At 63.4% G+C, this 19,147-nt stretch carries 20 protein-coding genes; 9 read left to right on the plus strand and 11 right to left on the minus strand.

Going from position 1 to position 19,147, the window contains the following annotated elements; genetic code table 11:
• Positions 1-15: 15 nt before the first annotated feature.
• From phoU to ACNFBR_RS18350, 3 genes are all read left to right on the plus strand, one after another.
• The gene (gene phoU / locus ACNFBR_RS18340; RefSeq protein ID WP_416736210.1) at positions 16-786 is read left to right on the plus strand and encodes a phosphate signaling complex protein PhoU; all 771 of its coding nucleotides are present in this window, start codon (positions 16-18) and stop codon (positions 784-786) included.
• Between the two features lie 163 nt (positions 787-949).
• Positions 950-1,840 carry a response regulator gene (locus tag ACNFBR_RS18345; RefSeq protein WP_416736211.1) on the plus strand — a complete coding sequence of 297 codons (891 nt, stop codon included), beginning with the start codon at positions 950-952 and terminating at the stop codon, positions 1,838-1,840.
• A 119-nt stretch (positions 1,841-1,959) separates the two neighbouring features.
• Positions 1,960-2,856: a peptidoglycan DD-metalloendopeptidase family protein gene (locus ACNFBR_RS18350; RefSeq protein WP_416736212.1), complete on the plus strand. Its 897-nt coding sequence runs from the start codon at positions 1,960-1,962 to the stop codon at positions 2,854-2,856.
• Positions 2,857-2,868: 12 nt separating this feature from the next.
• On the opposite strand, the gene ACNFBR_RS18355 is transcribed toward ACNFBR_RS18350, so the two are convergent.
• The 3 genes from ACNFBR_RS18355 to phoB all read right to left on the minus strand — a co-directional run bounded on the left by ACNFBR_RS18355 (position 2,869) and on the right by phoB (position 6,483).
• Complete coding sequence (locus ACNFBR_RS18355; RefSeq protein WP_416736213.1) at positions 2,869-4,209, minus strand: hemolysin family protein; 1,341 nt, start codon at positions 4,207-4,209, stop codon at positions 2,869-2,871.
• A 228-nt stretch (positions 4,210-4,437) separates the two neighbouring features.
• Positions 4,438-5,745, minus strand: a complete 1,308-nt coding sequence (gene phoR / locus ACNFBR_RS18360; protein WP_416736214.1) for a phosphate regulon sensor histidine kinase PhoR — start codon at positions 5,743-5,745, stop codon at positions 4,438-4,440.
• Positions 5,746-5,793: 48 nt separating this feature from the next.
• On the minus strand, positions 5,794-6,483 hold the full coding sequence (gene phoB, locus ACNFBR_RS18365) for a phosphate regulon transcriptional regulator PhoB (protein ID WP_003253341.1): 690 nt from the start codon (positions 6,481-6,483) through the stop codon (positions 5,794-5,796).
• A gap of 172 nt (positions 6,484-6,655) precedes the next feature.
• Here phoB and ACNFBR_RS18370 point away from each other — a divergent pair, with 172 nt between their 5' ends.
• The gene (locus ACNFBR_RS18370) at positions 6,656-7,027 is read left to right on the plus strand and encodes a hypothetical protein (protein WP_416736215.1); all 372 of its coding nucleotides are present in this window, start codon (positions 6,656-6,658) and stop codon (positions 7,025-7,027) included.
• Between the two features lie 118 nt (positions 7,028-7,145).
• On the opposite strand, the gene ubiA is transcribed toward ACNFBR_RS18370, so the two are convergent.
• Positions 7,146-8,036, minus strand: coding sequence for a 4-hydroxybenzoate octaprenyltransferase (ubiA, locus tag ACNFBR_RS18375; protein ID WP_416736216.1), 891 nt, complete (start codon positions 8,034-8,036; stop codon positions 7,146-7,148).
• Complete coding sequence (locus tag ACNFBR_RS18380; RefSeq protein ID WP_416736217.1) at positions 8,036-8,593, minus strand: chorismate--pyruvate lyase family protein; 558 nt, start codon at positions 8,591-8,593, stop codon at positions 8,036-8,038. Before ACNFBR_RS18380 ends, ubiA begins: the two co-directional genes overlap by 1 nt.
• 229 nt (positions 8,594-8,822) lie before the next feature.
• Here ACNFBR_RS18380 and ACNFBR_RS18385 point away from each other — a divergent pair, with 229 nt between their 5' ends.
• The 4 genes from ACNFBR_RS18385 to ACNFBR_RS18400 all read left to right on the plus strand — a co-directional run bounded on the left by ACNFBR_RS18385 (position 8,823) and on the right by ACNFBR_RS18400 (position 11,165).
• Positions 8,823-8,990 (plus strand): rubredoxin, encoded by a 168-nt coding sequence (locus ACNFBR_RS18385; protein WP_003253349.1) that lies wholly within the window; start codon positions 8,823-8,825, stop codon positions 8,988-8,990.
• A gap of 16 nt (positions 8,991-9,006) precedes the next feature.
• Positions 9,007-10,155 carry an NAD(P)/FAD-dependent oxidoreductase gene (locus ACNFBR_RS18390; protein ID WP_416736218.1) on the plus strand — a complete coding sequence of 383 codons (1,149 nt, stop codon included), beginning with the start codon at positions 9,007-9,009 and terminating at the stop codon, positions 10,153-10,155.
• A 187-nt stretch (positions 10,156-10,342) separates the two neighbouring features.
• Positions 10,343-10,642: an HU family DNA-binding protein gene (locus ACNFBR_RS18395; protein ID WP_016712717.1), complete on the plus strand. Its 300-nt coding sequence runs from the start codon at positions 10,343-10,345 to the stop codon at positions 10,640-10,642.
• A gap of 148 nt (positions 10,643-10,790) precedes the next feature.
• On the plus strand, positions 10,791-11,165 hold the full coding sequence (locus ACNFBR_RS18400) for an SCP2 sterol-binding domain-containing protein (protein ID WP_416736219.1): 375 nt from the start codon (positions 10,791-10,793) through the stop codon (positions 11,163-11,165).
• 105 nt (positions 11,166-11,270) lie between these two features.
• Here ACNFBR_RS18400 and ACNFBR_RS18405 read toward each other — a convergent pair whose 3' ends face one another.
• From ACNFBR_RS18405 to exbB, 6 genes are all read right to left on the minus strand, one after another.
• The gene (locus ACNFBR_RS18405) at positions 11,271-12,674 is read right to left on the minus strand and encodes an HDOD domain-containing protein (RefSeq protein ID WP_416736220.1); all 1,404 of its coding nucleotides are present in this window, start codon (positions 12,672-12,674) and stop codon (positions 11,271-11,273) included.
• A gap of 78 nt (positions 12,675-12,752) precedes the next feature.
• Positions 12,753-14,831, minus strand: coding sequence for an ATP-dependent DNA helicase RecG (recG, locus tag ACNFBR_RS18410; RefSeq protein ID WP_416736221.1), 2,079 nt, complete (start codon positions 14,829-14,831; stop codon positions 12,753-12,755).
• 3 nt (positions 14,832-14,834) lie between these two features.
• Positions 14,835-15,761 (minus strand): hydrogen peroxide-inducible genes activator, encoded by a 927-nt coding sequence (locus ACNFBR_RS18415; RefSeq protein WP_284357033.1) that lies wholly within the window; start codon positions 15,759-15,761, stop codon positions 14,835-14,837.
• A gap of 94 nt (positions 15,762-15,855) precedes the next feature.
• Entirely contained in the window at positions 15,856-16,587 is a 732-nt protein-coding gene (locus ACNFBR_RS18420; protein WP_416736222.1) for an energy transducer TonB, read from the minus strand.
• A complete protein-coding gene (gene exbD, locus ACNFBR_RS18425) occupies positions 16,584-17,012 on the minus strand; it encodes a TonB system transport protein ExbD (RefSeq protein ID WP_003253367.1) in 429 nt (142 codons plus the stop codon). The genes ACNFBR_RS18420 and exbD overlap by 4 nt, the downstream gene beginning before the upstream one ends.
• A 3-nt stretch (positions 17,013-17,015) precedes the next feature.
• Entirely contained in the window at positions 17,016-18,008 is a 993-nt protein-coding gene (gene exbB, locus ACNFBR_RS18430) for a tonB-system energizer ExbB (protein ID WP_416736223.1), read from the minus strand.
• Positions 18,009-18,198: 190 nt separating this feature from the next.
• Here exbB and ACNFBR_RS18435 point away from each other — a divergent pair, with 190 nt between their 5' ends.
• A complete protein-coding gene (locus ACNFBR_RS18435) occupies positions 18,199-19,056 on the plus strand; it encodes an NAD-dependent epimerase/dehydratase family protein (protein ID WP_416736224.1) in 858 nt (285 codons plus the stop codon).
• Positions 19,057-19,147 lie beyond the last annotated feature (91 nt).

The raw sequence follows: 19,147 nt of genomic DNA on the forward strand, positions 1-19,147 counted from the left end.
TTCGCGGAGCGAACGATGATCAACAAAGAAAGCCTTACCCATCACATTTCCCAGCAGTTCAACGCCGAGCTCGAAGAGGTACGCAGCCACCTGCTGGCCATGGGCGGGCTGGTGGAAAAGCAGGTCAACGACGCGGTGACCGCGCTGATCGAGGCCGACTCGGGCCTGGCCCAGCAAGTGCGCGAGGTTGACGAGCAGATCAACCAGATGGAGCGCAACATCGACGAGGAGTGCTTGCGCATCCTCGCCCGCCGCCAGCCAGCGGCTTCCGACCTGCGCCTGATCATCAGCATTTCCAAGTCGGTGATCGACCTGGAACGCATCGGCGACGAATCGACCAAGATCGCCCGCCGCGCCATCCAGCTGTGCGAAGAAGGGGAGTCGCCTCGTGGTTACGTCGAGGTGCGCCACATCGGCGACCAGGTGCGCAACATGGTCCGTGATGCGCTGGACGCCTTTGCCCGCTTCGACGCCGACCTGGCTTTGTCGGTGGCCCAGTACGACAAGACCATCGACCGCGAATACAAGACCGCGTTGCGTGAGCTGGTGACCTACATGATGGAAGACCCGCGCTCTATCTCGCGGGTGCTGAGCGTGATCTGGGTGCTGCGCTCGCTGGAGCGGATTGGCGACCATGCGCGCAACATCTCCGAGTTGGTGATCTACCTGGTGCGCGGTACCGACGTGCGCCACATGGGCCTCAAACGCATGACGGCAGAAGTGCAGGGCACCGCTGTCGCTGACGGCGAAAAGGCTAATGTTCCGGGCGAATCTGACGATAAGTAAGGTTGCTCCCGAGCATCGACGCCCGGCCTTGGCCGGGCGTTTTCGTTTGCGGTCGAGAGCCGGCAGGCACCCGCGAACGATGTGAAGAAGTCCCGGCGTGACCAGGTTGTAGCAAATGGCCATTATTTGGCAGTAGGCTAGTCGGGATTCAGAAGGAGTATCGATGAGTAAAGTGAATGTGCTGGTCGTGGATGACGCCCCTTTTATCCGTGACTTGGTCCGCAAGTGCCTGCGCAATGCCTTCCCGGGCATGGCCATCGACGACGCGGTCAATGGTCGCAAGGCCATGGCCATGCTCGGCAAGGAAGCGTTCGACCTGGTTCTGTGCGACTGGGAAATGCCGGAAATGTCCGGCCTGGAACTGCTCACCTGGTGCCGTCAGCAGCCTGCGCTGAAGCACCTGCAGTTCATCATGGTGACCAGCCGTGGTGACAAGGAAAATGTCATCCAGGCGATCCAGGCGGGCGTTTCCGATTTTGTCGGCAAGCCATTCACCAACGAGCAGCTGCTGACCAAGGTGAAAAAGGCCCTGACCAAGATCGGCAAGCTCGACAGCCTGATGGCCATCGGCCCGGCGCGAGTCAACTCGGCGTTCGCCAACGATTCGTTGAACGCGCTGACCGCCGGCAAGCCGGAAGCGGTGAAGGTTTCGGCGCCTGCGCCAGCACCGGCTAAGCCTCTGGTTACGGCCCCCGCAGCTGCAGCCCCCGCGCCGAGCGGCCGTGGCCAGGGCCAACTGCGCCTGGCCAGTGGCATGCAGCCGTGTGTGATCAAGGCGCTGAGCCTGAAAGAGGCACTGCTGGTGGTACGCCGCAGCGAAGCGTTGCCACAGGTGCTGGAGGGTGCGGTGCTGGACCTGGAGCAGGGCGAAAGCGCCGAAGTCGCGCGTTTGAACGGCTACCTGCATGCCGTGGCGGCATTGGAGCCCAAGCCCGACAGCGACTGGTTGCAACTAACCTTCAAGTTCGTCGACCAGGATGCCCAGAAGCTCGACTACCTGTCGCGGTTGATTGCCCGCGGGACTGCGCAGAAGCATTTCACCCCCGGCGCCTGACGCATGGGCAGGGGCAGGGGCAGCACAGGCTGCTCCTGCGCCATCCGACCAACTGCAATACCCGCTACAAAACCCGCTGCTAGGCTTCGACAGATCATAAATGTCAAAAAGCCACTATCATGCCCGCGCGCCTGCTGCTGTTTTGTGCATTGCTCATGGCCTCGGCGTCGAGCCTGGGTGTGACGCTCTACAAGATCACCGACGAATCCGGTGTGATCTCCTACTCCGACCGGCCCGGCCCCGGCGCCAAGCCTTTGGTGTTGCTCGAACCCATGGTCGAAACGCTCGAAGGCCAGGTGCTGCTGAACGCAAAAACCTTCGACGGTGGCGTGAGCTTCTCGGCACGTAACGAGCTGCATGTGCCGGTAGAAGTCGAGTTGCGCCTGGACAACCTGGTGAACGCACAAGGCGGCGATGCCCCGCGTATCGTGCGCCGCCTGCTACCGCCGCGTACCACGCAGATGCTCAGCGTGCTCAGGGGGCGGCCAGGGCTGCTGCTGAACTACCGTTCCACCCTGCTGCAGGCCATGGGCGACCCAGGCAAGCGTCCCCAGGGCTTTCGCTATGCGTTCCCGTGGATCGGCGGGCCGTTCCGCGTCACCCAGGGCCCCAATGGCCGTGTCAGTCATTTTGGCCCCAAAGGGCGCTATGCCATGGATATCGCCATGCCCGAAGGCACCCCGATCATTGCCGCGCGGGAAGGGGTGGTGGTGAAGACGCAGAACAGCCAGAGCGGGCGCGAGCCCAACCCCTCGGGCAACTTTGTCAGGATCCTGCACCCGGATGGCACCATGGGCGTATACCTGCACCTGATGCGTGGCTCGGTGGTGGTGGCGGAGGGGCAACGGGTACGGCAGGGGCAGATGCTGGCCAAGTCGGGCAATACCGGCAACAGCACCGGGCCGCACCTGCATTTCGTGGTGCAGCGCAACGTGGGGTTGGCGCTGGAGTCGATACCTTACCGCTTCGACAGGCCGATCAGCGGGTTGCCGGATTTCACTGCCGGCAACCCCTGACCGATTTGGCCATCAATCCAGCTTCAGTACCTTGGCCAGGACGATCTTGGGCCCTTTCATCTTCTTGATGATGATGCGCAGCCCTTCGACCTCCAGCACTTCCTCTTCTTCAGGCACGCGCTTGAGCGTCTCGTAGATCAGCCCGGCAAGGGTCTCTGCCTCGATGTGATCAAGGTCGATGCCCAGCAGGCGCTCGACCTTGAACAGTGGCGTGTCGCCGCGTACCAGCAGCTTGCCCGGCTGGTAGGCGAGGATACCGCGCTCGGTCTTGCGGTGTTCGTCCTGGATGTCGCCCACCAGCACTTCCAGCACGTCTTCCATGGTCAGGTAGCCGATCACCTTGCCATCGGCCTCTTCCACCAGCACGAAGTGCGCGCCGCCCTTGCGGAACTGCTCCAGCAGTTGCGACAGCGGCATGTGCCGCGATACGCGTTCCAGTGGCCGTGCAAGGTCTTCCAGGTCGATGGTTTCGGGCAAGTGCTCCAGCTCGGCCAGTTCCAGCAGCAGGTCCTTGATGTGCAGCAGGCCGGTGAATTCTTCGCGCTCGGCGTCATACACCGGGTAGCGGCTGAACTTGTGGCGGCGCACCAGGGCCAGGATCTGCTTCAGCGGCGCATGGGCGTCGATGCTGATCATGTCTTCACGCGAGTTGGCCCAGTCGACCACCTCCAACTCGCCCATTTCCACGGCCGAGGCCAGCACGCGCATGCCTTGGTCGCTTGGGTCCTGGCCACGGCTGGAGTGCAGGATCAACTTGAGTTCTTCGCGGCTGTAGTGGTGCTCGTGGTGTGGGCCAGGCTCGCCCTGGCCGGCTATGCGCAGGATGGTGTTGGCACTGGCATTGAGCAGGTAGATGGCCGGGTACATGGCCCAGTAGAACAGGTACAGCGGCACGGCCGTCCACAGCGACAGCAGCTCTGGCTTGCGAATTGCCCAGGACTTGGGTGCCAGCTCGCCGACCACGATGTGCAGGTACGAGATGACGAAGAAGGCGACGAAGAACGAGATGGCCTTGACCAGCTCGGCGCTGTCTACGCCAAAGTACGCCAGCAGCGGCTCCAGCAGGTGGGCGAAGGCGGGCTCACCCACCCATCCCAGGCCCAGCGAGGCGAGGGTGATACCCAACTGGCAGGCCGACAGGTAGGCGTCGAGCTGGTTGTGTACCTTGCGCAGAATGCTGCCGCGCCAGCCGTGCTGCTCGGCGATGGCCTCCACGCGGGTGGCGCGCAGCTTGACCATGGCGAACTCGGCGGCAACGAAGAAGCCGTTGAGCAGCACCAGCAGGAAGGCAAAGATGATCATGCCGAAGTCGGCGAATAACGAGGTGAGGCTGATACCAGGGGAAGGGTCCATGATGGAGTTTTTACGGGGTCCGTCTTTGAGATAGAGAAAAAAAGTGCCAGCTTTTGCTGGCACAGGGGATCCAATGTAGCGGCTGGGGCCGCAAAAGCAAAGGGTGGTGGATTTATTAGGGCCGCTTCGCCGCCCATTCGCGGCACAAGGCCGCTCCTACAGAACACCGCGATCCCTTGTAGGAGCAGCCTTGTGCCGCGAATAGGCGGCGAAGCGGCCCCGAGGCCCTCAGCCCTTGTCGTTGGCCAATTGTGCCGGCGCAAAGTGACAGGTAAAGGTGCTGCCATGCCCAGGCACGCTGCTGATTTCCAACTTGCCGCGATGGCGCATCAGCACATGCTTGACGATTGCCAACCCCAGCCCGGTACCGCCGGTGTTCGATGCACGGCTGGAATCTACCCGGTAGAAGCGCTCGGTCAGGCGCGGCAGGTGCTTGGCATCGATGCCCACCCCCGAGTCCTGCACCGACAGGTGCGCGCCCTGGGCATCGGCCCACCAGCGGATGCGGATGTTGCCTTCGTCCTGGGTGTACTTGACCGCGTTGAACACCAGGTTGGAAAAGGCGCTGCGCAGCTCCGACTCGCTGCCCTTGAGCTTCACGCCGGGTGCAGCCTCCAGGCTGATGCGCTGGTTGCGCGGCCCGGACAGGGCCTGGGCGTCGTTCTTGATCGCGGCGAGCAGGGCATCGACCGCCACCGGCTGGTTGTCCGACGGGTAATCGGTGGCTTCCAGCTTGGCCAGCAGCAACAGGTCGTTGAGCAGGGTCTGCATGCGCGAGCCTTGCTGGCTCATCTGCTGCAGGGCACGGCTCCAGCGTGGGTTAACGTCTTCGACGTTGTCCAGCAGGGTTTCCAGGTAACCGGTGATCACCGTCAGCGGCGTGCGCAGCTCGTGCGACACGTTGGCGACAAAGTCCTTGCGCATCTGTTCCAACTGATGGATGCGGGTAACATCGCGCACCAGCATCAAGTGCTCGTTATTGCCGTAGCGGGTGATGTGCAGCTGCACACGCATGCGGTCGTTGATCGGCGAAGGGATTTCCAGCGGTTCGAGGTAGTTTTCTGCCTCGAAGTACTCCTTGAAGCGCGGGTGGCGCACCAGGTTGGTCACTTGCTGGCCGCCGTCCTGCGGGGTCTTGAAGCCCAGCAGGGTCTCGGCGGCGCGGTTCCACCATTCCAGGTTGCCGTCGCTGTCGAGCATGATCACCGCGTCACGCAGCGCGGCGGTGGACTCCTGCACCCGGTCGATCACCGCCTGTAGGCGGCCTCGCACGCGCTGGTCACGGCGTTGCAGGTGGTAGATGCTGTCGAACACCTCGCCCCACAGGCCATAGCCATCGGGCGGTGCTTCGTCGGGCTGGTGGTTGCGCAACCAGTCATGCAGGCGCAGCAGTTGCTTGAGGGTCCAGCCCAGGTAGAGCGCCAGGCCAATGGCCAGGCTCCAGCCATAGTAGCCGCTGACCAGCCCGCCGATCAGGCAGACGGTAATCAGCAACAGCAGATGGCGAATCAGGGTTGCATGCCAGTTCTGGTTCAATTGACGGTCCTTGTACAACGACGTGCAGCTTGGCGCTTTGGAACTCGATCAGCTCTTGGTCGAGAAGCGGTAGCCAGTGCCCCGGACGGTTTGTACCAGATTTTCATAAGCTTCACCCAGCGCCTTGCGCAGGCGACGGATGTGCACGTCGACCGTGCGCTCCTCGACGTAGACGTTGCCGCCCCACACCTGGTCCAGCAGCTGGCCACGGGTGTAGGCGCGCTCCTGGTGGGTCATGAAGAATTGCAGCAGGCGGTACTCGGTTGGGCCCATCTCGGCCGGCTTGCCGTCGATGGTCACGCGGTGGCTGATTGGGTCTAGCAGCAGGCCGCCGACTTCGATCGGTGCCTCGCTGTCGCTCGGGCCGGTGCGGCGCAGCACGGCTTTCAGGCGCGCTACCAGCTCACGTGGCGAGAACGGCTTGGTGATGTAGTCATCGGCGCCCACTTCCAGGCCCTGGATCTTGTTGTCCTCTTCACCTTTGGCGGTAAGCATGATGATCGGGATGTCGCCGGTCAGCTCGTCGCGTTTCAGGCGGCGGGCCAGCTCGATGCCGGAGGTGCCCGGCAGCATCCAGTCGAGCAGGATCAGGTCCGGTTTGCGGTCGACGATGATCGCATGGGCCTGTTGGGAGTTTTCCGCTTCCAGGCAGTCATAGCCGGCCATTTCCAGGGCAACGGCGATCATCTCGCGAATGGGCGCTTCGTCGTCGACGATCAGAATGTTCCTGCCAACCATGCTCAAAACCTCTCCTGGATTCGGTGTCTTGGCCCGCATTAGATAACGGAATTATTGCAGCTGTGTGACAGGGTGTTGGCCGTTCTGGCGACATTCCATGACTGAACTAGGCTAGAAAGGGCTGCCATTATGGCAACCCGAACTCAATTCCCCCGAAACAATGGTGAATCCAATGACACGACAAACGCTGAGCTGGATGGCCCTTTTCACTGCACTGGCGCTCCCGGGGGTGGCCTCGGCCCACCATGCCATGGAGAAGGACGGCATGTGGGTCGATCATGCCGGCATGACCCTGTACACCTTTGACAAGGATGCAGGCGGCAAGTCGATGTGCAATGGCGAGTGTGCCAAGAACTGGCCACCGTTGATGGTCAAGAAAGACGACGAAGCACCGAAGGATAAATGGACCCACGTAACGCGTGACGATGGTTCGATGCAGTGGGCCTACGACGGCAAGCCGCTGTATACCTTCGTCAAGGACAAGAAGGCCGGTGACATGACCGGTGACGGTATGAAGGATGTCTGGCACGTCGCCAAGCCTTGAGATAGCTGGGGCCGCTTTGCGGCCCATTCGCGGCACAAGGCCGCTCCTACAGGAGTATGCGATCCCCTGTAGGAGCGGCCTTGTGCCGCGAATGGGCTGCGAAGCAGCCCCAGAATAGTCAGCGCAACGCGTAATCCAGCACCACCCCGATGAACACCAGCATCCCCGCCCAGTGATTGTGCAGAAACGCCTTGAAGCACGATTCCCGGTCCAGCTTGCGCGTCGACCAGTATTCCCATGCAAAGCACGCCGCAGCGCCCAGCAGCCCCAGGTGGAACCAGCCACCCAGGTCAAAGCGGCTGCCTGCCAGCAACAAGCAACCCAGTGACAGCATCTGCAAGGTCAGGATGATGGTGCGGTCCGCTTCACCGAACAGGATCGCAGTGGACTTCACACCAATCTTCAAGTCGTCATCGCGGTCGACCATGGCGTAGTAGGTGTCATAACCCACCGTCCACAGCAGGTTGGCGATGTACAGCAGCCAGGCACTGGCCGGCAGTTCGCCGCCAGCGGCGGTGAAAGCCATGGGAATACCCCAGGAGTACGCGGCCCCCAGCACCACCTGCGGGTAGTAGGTGTAGCGCTTCATGAACGGGTAGCAGAACGCCAACGCCACCGCGCCGAACGACAGCCAGACCGTGCGGCTGTTGGTGCACAGCACCAGCAGGAAGCTGACCCCGACCAGAATCGCGAACAGTGCCAGCGCTTCGCGTGGCCGCACGCGGCCGCTGGCCAGGGGGCGATCGGCGGTGCGCTTGACGTGGCCGTCCACCTTGCGGTCGGCGAAGTCGTTGATGCAGCAGCCGGCGGCGCGCATCAGCACCACGCCAAGGCCGAAGATCAATACGTTGGCCAGGGTGGGGGAACCATTGCCGGCAATCCACACCGCTGACAGCGTTGGCCACAGCAGCAGGTATATGCCGATCGGCCGGTCCATGCGGCTGAGCTGGACAAAGTCCCAGGCCCGCGGGTGCAGGCGGTTGAGCGACTTGAGCAATTGCAGGTACATCAGCGGTTTTCCTCCTTGGCCGCTTGCCACAATGCCGGCAGGAACACTTCTGCCACCAACAGGTCCAGGCCGTCACGCTCGAAGCGCGAGCGGCGGCCCCAAAGCGCCGCATGGGCGGCTTCGGGTGGCAGCCAGGCCTGTGGGTAACTGCACACTTCGAGCGGGTGGCGGATGAAGGCCTGGTCGCAGAACAGCAACTCGCCCAGCGAGCGGCTGCCCAGTGTTTCCAGGTCCAGCCCACCACGTTCCAGGGCGCTGCGGCTGGCCACGCTGCGGGCGAATACCCAAGGCTGGCCATGGCCGCGCAAGTAGACTTCGCGCACCCAGCCTTCGGCGCCGGCAGCGATGCCTAGCGCTCGGCATTCGTCATCGCGCAGCGGCTGCCAGCCCTCGAACAGCGGGGTGACGGAGAAGTGATCAACGGACAGGCGGGTCAGGCGGCGGGTCAGCGAGCCCTCGTCGAACAGCCAGTCAAGGATAGGCTGGTCGATGTCGGTCGCCAGCTGTGAATACGGCAGCCACGCGACAGCGGCTGCTTGCGGGGATTCGTACGACACGTCGGTCTGCTTGTTACAACCAGAGAGGTGGCGAGCTTAGCATGATTGCGCCGACTGCTTGCATACTGCGGGCAGGGCCGATAAAAAGCCCCCATGAATTGCGCGCTGGCCTCTTCGCGGGCATGCCCGCTCCCACAGGTTATGCAGAACTCCTGTTGGAGCGGGCGTGCCCGCGAAGAGGCCATCAGCAGCAACACAAAGCCCCAGCCTGACCGAGGAAAATGACCTGATGAAAAAGTGGCAATGTATTGTCTGTGGCCTGATCTACGACGAAGCCGAAGGCTGGCCCGACGACGGCATCGCCCCCGGCACCCGTTGGGAAGATGTGCCTGAAGACTGGCTGTGCCCCGACTGTGGCGTCGGCAAAAGCGATTTTGAAATGATCTCCATCGGTTAATCGAGGCAAGCACGACATGACGTCCCCTGTGGTAATCATCGGTACCGGCCTTGCGGGCTACAACCTGGCCCGTGAATTTCGCAAGCTCGACGCGCAGACGCCGCTGCTGCTGATCACCGCCGACGATGGTCGTTCGTACTCCAAGCCCATGCTGTCCATGGGCTTTGCCAAGCAGAAGGACGCCGACGGCCTGTGCATGGCCGAGCCGGGCGTCATGGCCGAGCAACTGAACGCCGAGATCCGCACCCATACCCGTATCAGCGGCATCGACCCGGGCCACAAGCGCCTGTGGATCGGCGAAGAGGCCGTGGAATACCGCGACCTGGTGCTGGCCTGGGGCGCGCAAACCGTGCAGGTGCCGATCGAAGGTGACGGCAGCCATCTGGTGTTCCCGATCAACGACCTGGAAGACTATGCACGCTTCCGTGTCGCCGCCGCTGGCAAGCAGCGTGTGCTGATCCTCGGTGCTGGCCTGATCGGCTGCGAGTTCGCCAACGACATGAGCCTGGGTGGCTTTCAGGTCGACGTGGTGGCGCCGTGCGAACAGGTCATGCCGACCCTGCTGCACCCGGCCGCTGCGGCGGCGGTACAGAGCGGGCTTGAAGGCCTGGGCGTGCGCTTCCACCTGGGGCCGGTACTGACCCGCCTGCAGCAAGTGGCCCAAGGCCTGGAGGCGCACCTGTCGGATGGCAGCGTGATCGCCTGCGACCTGGTGGTGTCGGCCATCGGCCTGCGCCCACGCACCGACCTGGCTGCAGCGGCCGGCTTGCAGACCAATCGTGGTGTCAGGGTTGACCGTGAATTACGTACATCCCACGCCAATATCTTTGCCCTTGGCGATTGCGCCGAGGTCGATGGCATCAACCTGCTCTACGTGATGCCGCTGATGAGCTGTGCCCGGGCGCTGGCGCAAACCCTGGCTGGCAAACCGACGGCGGTTGCCTACGGGCCGATGCCGATCACGGTGAAAACCCCGGCCTGCCCGCTGGTCGTCTCGCCGCCGCCACAGGGCTGCGAAGGCACCTGGCATGTAGACGGGCAAGGCAGTGATCTCAAGGTGCTCTGCCTGGATGCCGACGGCAAACTGCTGGGCTACGCCCTGACGGGAGCAGCGGTGATGGACAAGCTGGCGCTGAATCGTCAGTTGCCAGCGGTTATGGCGTAAATAGCGGGCGTTCTGTCGGATTTATCCTGTTGTTGCCTGCACAATGGCCGCCCAGATACTGGCGCGGCCCCTGAGCACGTGCCATTCTCACTCCCGTCTGCCGCAGATTAGAGCCTGCGGTGCCTTGAGCGCTGCTCCCAAAGGCAGCACGGCATAACAACAAGAATTCCGTCAAAGAGGCTTCACTATGCGCAAACCAGAACTCGCCGCCGTCATCGCCGATAAGGCCGATCTGACCAAGGAAAAGGCCAATCAGGTTTTGAACGCGATTCTCGACAGCATCACCGGTGCCCTGGACAAGGACACCGTGACCCTGGTCGGTTTCGGCACCTTCGAAAAACGTCATCGCGGCGCGCGTACCGGCAAGAACCCGCAAACCGGCGAGCCGGTCAAGATCAAGGCCAGCAACACCGTGGCCTTCAAGCCAGGCAAGAACCTGCGCGACAGCGTCAACGCCCCCGTCAAGCCGGCCAAGAAAGGCAAGTGATCGCTCCCTGACAACCCCAGTGTCAGCCAAGCGGGCGCCCCAGGGCGCCCGTTGTGCTTTCTGCAGGCAAAATGTTTCGAACTTGCATAAATAGTTCAGGAAAAGGATAAACTGCGCGCCATAGTCACTTTTTATTCGAGGCGCGTTGATGAAGTTCCGCTTTCTTCTCTGGGCCATGGGGCTGTTGATGGCCAGGGCCAGCCGTAACAACCCGGCATTCCAGCAGCAGCTCAAGGGCAAGGACCTGGTGTTCCAGATGCAGACCCTGGACGGCAAGGTCGCCCGGCATTTCATCGTCAGCAACGAACGCATCAGCAGCAAGGGCGGCGCGCATTCGCAGCCGGCCTTTGCCATTGCCTTCAAGGACGCTGCCTATGGCTTTGCCACGATGCAGGCGGGCAACAAGCAGTTGGCGTTCATGCAGGGCATTCAGGACAAGCACATCCAGATCAAGGGCAATCCGGCGCTGGTGATGTGGTTCCAGGGGCTGATGAAGTACCTGAAACCGAAGAAGAAAGGCTGAAAATCAGCAGGCCTGCGACGCTTTACCTGTGGGAGCAACTATCTTGTGCTGCTTGTGCCGGCCTCTTCGCGGGCATGCCCGCTCCCACAGGTTTCTCGTCGATGCTCAGTGAGGTGCGTGGAACTGCGACGCCAGTTCGCGCAGCAGGTTCTCGGCCTCGAGCACCTTGCTCACCACATCTTCGGCCTTGTCCCGGGTAATCCCCAGGCGCTCCAGCAACTCGTCTGGAATCTCCTCCAGCGGCCCCGAACCAATCCCCCGCGAGCGCAGCAGCCGGGTAGCCAGGCACACCAGGTTGGGAAACGCTGAATACTCGCCGTCGTAGGCCGGGTCGTGCTGGAAGCGCAGCGCGGTCGACAGTTCCTCCGGCATGTCCCACAACTTCATCAGCCAGGCACCAATCTGTTCGCGGCTGATGCCCAGCAGGTGCTGCTCCACGTAGGTGTGGTTCAGGTGCGGGTTGACCTCCAGGTGGCGGCAGATCAGCGAGAAGTGCGGCGGGAACACATGCGCCAGCAGCAGGTAGCCAAAGTTGTGCAGCAGCCCGGCCAGGTAGGTCAGCCCGGCTTCGGGGCGCTCTGCCCGAGGCATGGCGCGGGTCAGGCCTTCGATGATCGCAGCGGTGTAGATCGACTGTTGCCAGTAAGGCGTGGCCTGCTGCGGGTGGTCCTTCGGCAGGCTCAAGGTCTTGCCCAGTGCCAGGCCCAAGGCCAGGTTGATCACCAGGTCGAAGCCCAGCACACGCACGATGGCGTCTTCCACCGAACGGATCTTGCCCGGTGAGGCGTAGTAGGGCGATGCGGCCCAGCTCACCACTTGCGCCGCCAGCGCCGGGTCGGTTTCGACCACGCCGGTGATGTCATCGATGCTGGCGTTGGGGTCTACCCGCAGTTTGATGATTTTTTGCGCGGTGTCGGCCAAGGGTGGAATTTCGATGGTTTCTTCCAGACGCTTCTGGATGCGTCGGGCAGTGAAGGCCTGGACGGCATTGGTGATTTCCCGGGTGTCGTCATCGGGGCGGTCGAGGTTGGGGCTGATCGCCTCGACTTCCTGGCCAAAGCTGCTGGCACTGGCCTTAGCCAGCATGCGCTTGAAGTGCGCGCGTTCGATTTCCAGCAGTAAACCCGCTTCGCCCGACTGGATGTACACGGTTTCGGCGTCGAGCAGGCTCTTTTCGTACTGGCATGGCGAGCTGGTCAGCGCCGGGATACCCGGCAAGGCCTTGAGCTGGTGCTTGTCGAGCATCTGCTTCAGGCGCGGCACTGACACGGCAGTGAGCTTGCGCCCGGTTAGCTCGGCCAGGCGGTTGAGGTCCAGCAGTTGGCTCTGCGGGAACAGCACCATGAGGGCGCCGACCTCGTCGTCGAGAAGCACTGCCTGAACCCGCGAAGCCGCAGGCAGGTGCGGGTGTTCGACCACCTCGCGATAGGCCACGCCGAGCTTGTCGAGCAGCAGCCTGATGACAGAGGGGGCGTGTGGGGTTGCGGTGTCCAGGGCAACTTCAGTCATGGTCCGTATCCACTGATTCTTTTAAACGCGAAGTATAACCAGCCTGCGAGCAAATCTGGATCCATTCTGGGACTGGCGTCACACTTGGCCATATTGCTGGCCATGGCGTAGCCAGCGATCAAGCAGCGGGCTGACGTGTTGCGGCCAGCGTGCCACCAGGGCTTGGGCGGCGTCGCGCACGGCCGGCAGCAGGTCGGCGTCGCGCATCAGGTCGGCGACCTTGAACTGCAGCAGGCCGGTTTGGCGGGTGCCCAGCATCTCGCCCGGGCCACGCAGTTCGAGGTCCTTTTCGGCGATGATGAAGCCATCGTTGGTTTCACGCATGATCCCCAAGCGCTCGCGGCCGATCTGCGACAGCGGCGGGTGGTACAACAGCACGCAATGGCTGACGGCGCTGCCCCGGCCAACCCGGCCGCGCAACTGGTGCAGCTGGGCCAGGCCCAGGCGCTCGGGGTTCTCGATGATCATCAGGCTGGCGTTGGGGACGTCCACGCCCACCTCGATGACCGTGGTGGCGACCAGCAGTTGCAGGTTGCCCGCTTTGAATTCGGCCATGATTTCGGCTTTTTCCGCCGGCTTCATGCGCCCGTGGATCAACCCCACCCGCAGTTCGCCCAGCGCGCTGCCAAGCTCCTCGTAGGTGCTTTCGGCGGCTTGGCAGGTCAGTTCCTCGGATTCCTCGATCAGCGTGCACACCCAGTAGGCCTGACGCCCTTCGGCGCAGGCGGCGCGAACCCGCTCGACCACTTCGAAGCGGCGGCTGTCGGCGACCAGCACGGTGTTCACCGGCGTACGCCCGGGCGGCAGTTCGTCGAGTACCGAGGTGTCCAGGTCGGCGTAGGCGCTCATGGCCAAGGTGCGCGGAATCGGCGTGGCGGTCATGATCAGCTGGTGGGGGCACAGCTCGCCGGCCACGCCTTTCTTGCGCAGGGCCAGGCGTTGCTGCACGCCAAACCGGTGCTGTTCGTCGATGATCGCCAGGGCCAGGTGCTTGAACTTCACCTCTTCCTGGAACAGCGCGTGGGTGCCGACCACCATTGGCGCACCGTTGGCGATTTGCTCCAGGGAGGCGGCCCGGGCCTTGCCCTTGAGCTTGCCGGCCAGCCAGGCCACTTCGATGCCCAGCGGCTCCAGCCAGCGTTTGAAGGTAATGTAGTGCTGTTCGGCGAGGATCTCGGTGGGGGCCATCAACGCCACCTGATAGCCAGCCTCCAGGGCCTGCAACGCTGCCAGCGCGGCCACCACGGTCTTGCCGGCGCCCACGTCGCCCTGCACCAGGCGCATCATCGGTGCGTGCTGGCTGAGGTCGTAGGCAATTTCGTTGGCCACCCGCTGTTGCGCGCCGGTCGGCTGGAAGCCCAGGTTGGCCAGGTATTGCGCCTGCAGGCGCGTGGCCTTGGGCAGTACCGGGGCGCGCAGGCTGCGCAGGCTTTCGCGCAGGCGTTGCTGCGACAGCTGGTGGGTCAACAGCTCCTCGAAGGCCAGGCGGTGCTGGGCCCAGTGATGGCCTTCGGCAAGCTCGTCGAGGTCGGCGTCGGCCGGTGGGTTGTGCAGGTAACGGATGGCATCGTCCAGCGGTGCCAGCTGGTAGTCCCGGGCCAGTTCGTCAGGCAGCCAGTCGGGCAGGCTGCGCGGGCCGAGCAGGCCTAGGCTCTGCTGGCACAACAGGCGCAGGCGTTGCTGGGTAAGGCCTTCGGTGGACGGGTAGATGGGCGTCAGGGTCTGCTCGACCGGTGGCGGCGGCTCGTCGCCGTTCAGCGCGCGGTACTCCGGGTGGTAGATTTCCAGGCCCGAAGCGCCAGGGCGGGCTTCGCCGTAGCAGCGCAGGTGGGTGCCGCGCTTCAGGCCCTCTTTCTGCGCGTTGCTGAAGTGGTAGAAGCGCAGGCTCAGCACGCCACTGCCATCACCCAGGCGTACCACCAGGCTGCGCCGTTTGCCCATGGTCACGTCGGCACCGCTGACCACACCCTCGATCACGGCATCCTGGCCCGGGCGCAGTTGGCCAATAGGCACCACGCGGGTGCGGTCCTGGTAGCGCAGGGGCAGGTGGAACAGCACGTCCTGCAGGTTCTCCAGGCCGACCTTGGCGAGTTTTTCCGCCATGGCCTCGCCAACGCCCTTGAGTACCGTGACCGGGACCTTCGACAGCTCACTCATGGCTCAGGCCGGCTGTTCCGTGGGGGCCTTGGCGACCGAGCACAGGCGGATCGAGTCTGCGAGGATCTCGATGGCTTTCGGCCGTGGGAAGCTGGCACGCCAGGCGATGGCCACCGTGCGGAACGGTGCAGGTGCGGTCAGCGGTCGAACTTCGATCACGCCGGGTGCGTAATGGTGGCTGTGCACGGCCGACAGCGGCAGGATCGACACGCCAAGGCCCGAGGCCACCATGTGGCGAATGGTTTCCAGCGAGCTGGACTCGACCGTGGTGTGCCTGGAGCCTTCACCGCCCTTGTTCAGGGTTGGGCAGGCTTCCAGTACCTGGTCACGGAAGCAGTGGCCCTCACCGAGCAGCAACAGGCTCTTGTCGTTGAGCATGGCGGTGTCGATGGTCTTCTTCGCCGTCCAAGGGTGGTCGGCAGGCATCAGGGCGCAGAACGGTTCGTCGTACAGCGGCAAGGTCAGCACGTCGGCTTCGTTGAACGGCAGGGCGATGATCACCGCGTCCAGTTCGCCGTTGCGCAGCTTTTCGCGCAGTACGTGGGTGAAGTTCTCTTCGATGTACAGCGGCATCTGCGGCGCTACGCGGTGTAGCTGCGGGATCAGGTGCGGGAACAGGTAGGGGCCGACGGTGTAGATGGCGCCGACTTTCAGCGGGGCGGTCAGCTGGTTCTTGCCTGCCTGGGCCAGTTCGCGAATGCCTTGGGCCTGCTCCAGCACCTTCTGCGCCTGGGCGACGATGCTTTCGCCGACGGGGGTCAGGCGTACCGCGCTTTTACTGCGCTCGAAGATCAGAACGCCAAGCTCATCCTCGAGCTTTTTCACACCGACCGACAGGGTCGGCTGGCTCACGTGGCAGCGCTCGGCGGCATGGCCGAAGTGCTGTTCCTGGGCGAGTGTGACGATGTAGCGTAATTCTGTGAGGGTCATAACGTGCGTCCATGAAGTTGCGGGCCCAGCATAGCGGCTGCAATCGATAGACGCACGTTATCAGACTTGCCGATTTGTGACAGAAACAAAAGTCTCAGCGGCGGTCCAGTGAGTAGACGAACGGTGCCACGACTTCGATCGTGCCATTGTTCAGCAACTCGGGTGGTGGTTTGGGTACCGTGCCGGCCCGACGGATCATTTCAAGCGTCGCCCGGTCCAGTGCGGCACTGCCCGAACCACCGGCCATGGAGTACGACACGACCTTGCCTTCGGCGTCGACCACGAAGCGCAGGCGGTTGATGCCTTGCAGGCCGCGACGGCGCGCGTCTTCCGGGTAACGCTTGTATTTGGCCAGGTGGCGCAGCAGGTCGCTCTGCCAGGTTGGCAGGGCGTTGCTGTTGGACGCAATGCTCGGTGCCGGTGCCGCGGACTTCTGCACAGGCGCGTTGCTGGGCGGTGCGTCTACCGTTTGCTCGGTGGGTGGTGCTTCCTTCGGCGGCTCAGGCTTTTTCTCGGGCTTCGGCGGCTGGGGCTTGGCCTTGGGCTTGGGCGGCTTGGGGATGGCGATCTTCGGCTTCGGCGCTTCCGCCAGCTTCGGCAGCGGCGGTTCCTCGACCGGTGCCGGTGGCTGCGGAGCCGCCTTTGGGGGTGGTGGTGGCGCAGGCTCCGGCAACGGCGCCAGCTCGACCATCATCGCTGCCGGAGGCAGCTCGATGGCCTGGGGCACCGACCAGTTGAGCGTCAGCAGCACGGCGACCACGTGCACACCCAGCACGATCGCCAGGCTGCCACCGTAGCGCGCCATGTTAGAGCGCGTTTTTGTCATTTCTTGGCTGCCGTCTCGAGACCTACCAGACCGACTTTCAGGTAGCCGGCCGCGCGCATGTTGTTCATCACTTCCATCAGGTCACCGTAATCCACGCCCTTGTCGGCCTGGAAGAAGATGGTGGTTTCCTTGTCACCCTTGGTCTTGGCGTCGAGCATCGGGCCAAGCTGGTCGGGCGCAGCGACCTGATCGTCGCCGACGTACAGCTTCTGGTCGGCCTTGACGCTGACGAACACTGGTTTTTCCGGCCTCGGCGCCGGTTTGGCGGTCGAGGCCGGCAGGTCGACCTTGATGTCGACCGTGGCCAGGGGGGCGGCGACCATGAAGATGATCAGCAGCACCAGCATTACGTCGATGAACGGCGTAACGTTGATTTCGTGGTTTTCGGCGAGGTCGTCGCCACCTTCGTTGAGATGCAGGCCCATGGTTTACCCCACTTTCACCATGTGCGGGGCGGCGCGGTCGCTGCCCTGGTGGTCCAGGTCACGGCTGACCAGCAGCAGCACCTGGGCGGAGGCGTCGGACACCTGGGCCTTGTAGCCAGCGATGGAGCGGGCGAAGACGTTGTAGATGACCACAGCCGGAATTGCCGCGACCAGGCCCAGGGCGGTGGCTAGCAGGGCTTCGGCGATACCGGGGGCAACCACGGCCAGGTTGGTGGTCTGGGTCTTGGCGATGCCGATGAAGCTGTTCATGATGCCCCATACGGTACCGAACAGGCCGACGAACGGCGCGGTGGAACCGATGGTGGCAAGCACGCCGGTGCCGCTGCTCATGGTACGGCCGCTGGCATGCACCAGGCGCTCCAGGCGGAAGCTGACGCGCTCCTTGATACCCTCTTTTTCACGAGCGTTGGCCGACAAGCGCATCTCTTCGAGGGCGTCGTGGACCAGGGTGTGGGCCAGGGTACCTTCCTTGTTGGAGACTTCGCTGGCTTCTTTCAGGGTGGTGGATTTCTTCAGCTGGGCGATTTCACCACGCAGGCGACGTTTGGCGCCCATCAGCTCGAAGCCTTTGGCAATCCAGATGGTCCAGGTGATGATGGAGGCGATGGCCAGGCCGATCATGACGATCTTCACCACGATGTCGGCGTTCTTGTACATGCCCCATGGGGACAGGTCGTGGGCCATGCCGAGGGAGGTGTCTTCAACCAAGGTGTCGGTGGCAGGGTCGACCACTACCTGCGAATCTGCCGGCGCGGCAGCCTGTGCTTCGCCCACCGGGGCCTGGCCTTCCGCGGCCGGTGCTGCAGGTGCAGCCGGAACGGTTGCCGGAGCGCTGGCAGCGGCAGGTGTGGCGGCATTGGCGGTTGGCTCATCGGCCATGGCCACCGGGGCCAGCACCAGGCTGAGTGTCAGCGCGGCGATGGCGCGCCAGGCGCGCGACGGGGTTGGCGAAGCGGAAGGTTGAGTGCGTGTCATGCTGGCCGGACCTGATGAAGAAAAAAGTGAGCGTTCTCCAAGGCCTCGAGGTAGGCCGAGAACAAATTGGCGGCCATTATTGCAAGTAATTCTTGTTAACAAAAGTAATCTTGTTGCTTTTTTCGCCTATGGTCTAGCCGCCCATCGTGTAGCGTGGCCGGGCTGATCAATTGGTCTAGGGAGTTCAGAGATGTCAGACCTTTCCGTGATGGTGGTGGGTTGTGGTGATGTGGGTGGGCGTCTGGCCCTGCAGATGCTGGCTAAAGGCTGGCAAGTGAGCGGCCTGCGCCGTTCTGTCGGGCAGCTGCCTGCGGGCGTTCGAGCGGTTGCCGCAGACTTGGCCGAACCGTCGATCCCGCACGCCTGGCCACAGGGTCCGCTGGATTACCTGGTGTACTGCGTGGCGGCCAGCCAGCACGACGAGGCGGGCTACCAGGCGGCTTATGTCGAGGGCTTGCGCCATGTGCTGGCCTGGCTGGCCGAGCGAGGCCAGCGCCCGCGTCGCCTGCTGTTCGTCTCTAGCAGCAGCGTGTATGCACAGAAGGACGGCGAGTGGATCGAGGAGGGTGCGGCCACCGAGCCTGAGGGTTATTCCGGGCGGGTGATGCTGGAGGCGGAACGGCTGGCGCTGGCCAGCGGCATCCCGGCGAGCGTGGTGCGCTTGACCGGCATCTATGGCCCAGGTCGCGAGTGGCTGTTGAGCCAGGTGCGCCAGGGTTACCGTGTGGCCGAGGAGCCGCCGCTGTATGGCAACCGCATTCATGCCGAGGATGCTGCCAGCCTGCTGGCGTTTCTGCTGCAGGCCGATGCCGACGGCAAGGCGCTGGACGCATGCTACATCGGCGTCGACGATGACCCGGCGCCGCTGGCCGACGTGGTGGCCTGGCTGCGAGCGTACATGGGGGTTACCGAGTGGTCCGATGAGCAGCGGGTGCGGCGCACCGGCAGCAAGCGCTGCAGCAATGCCCGGGCGCGGGCGCTGGGCTGGGCGCCGGTGTACCCCAGTTACAAGGAAGGCTATGCCGCGATCCTTGAGGGCAGCGCTTAAACCTCCAGCTTGATGCGATTGTAGGAGCAGCCTTGTGCTGCGAGGGGGCCGATGGGGCTAAAGATCATCTTCGGCTGTGAGGCCTCTTCGC

Origin of the sequence: Pseudomonas sp. NY11955, assembly GCF_048068035.1 — a bacterium.
In the GTDB taxonomy this organism is placed as follows: Bacteria; Pseudomonadota; Gammaproteobacteria; order Pseudomonadales; family Pseudomonadaceae; genus Aquipseudomonas.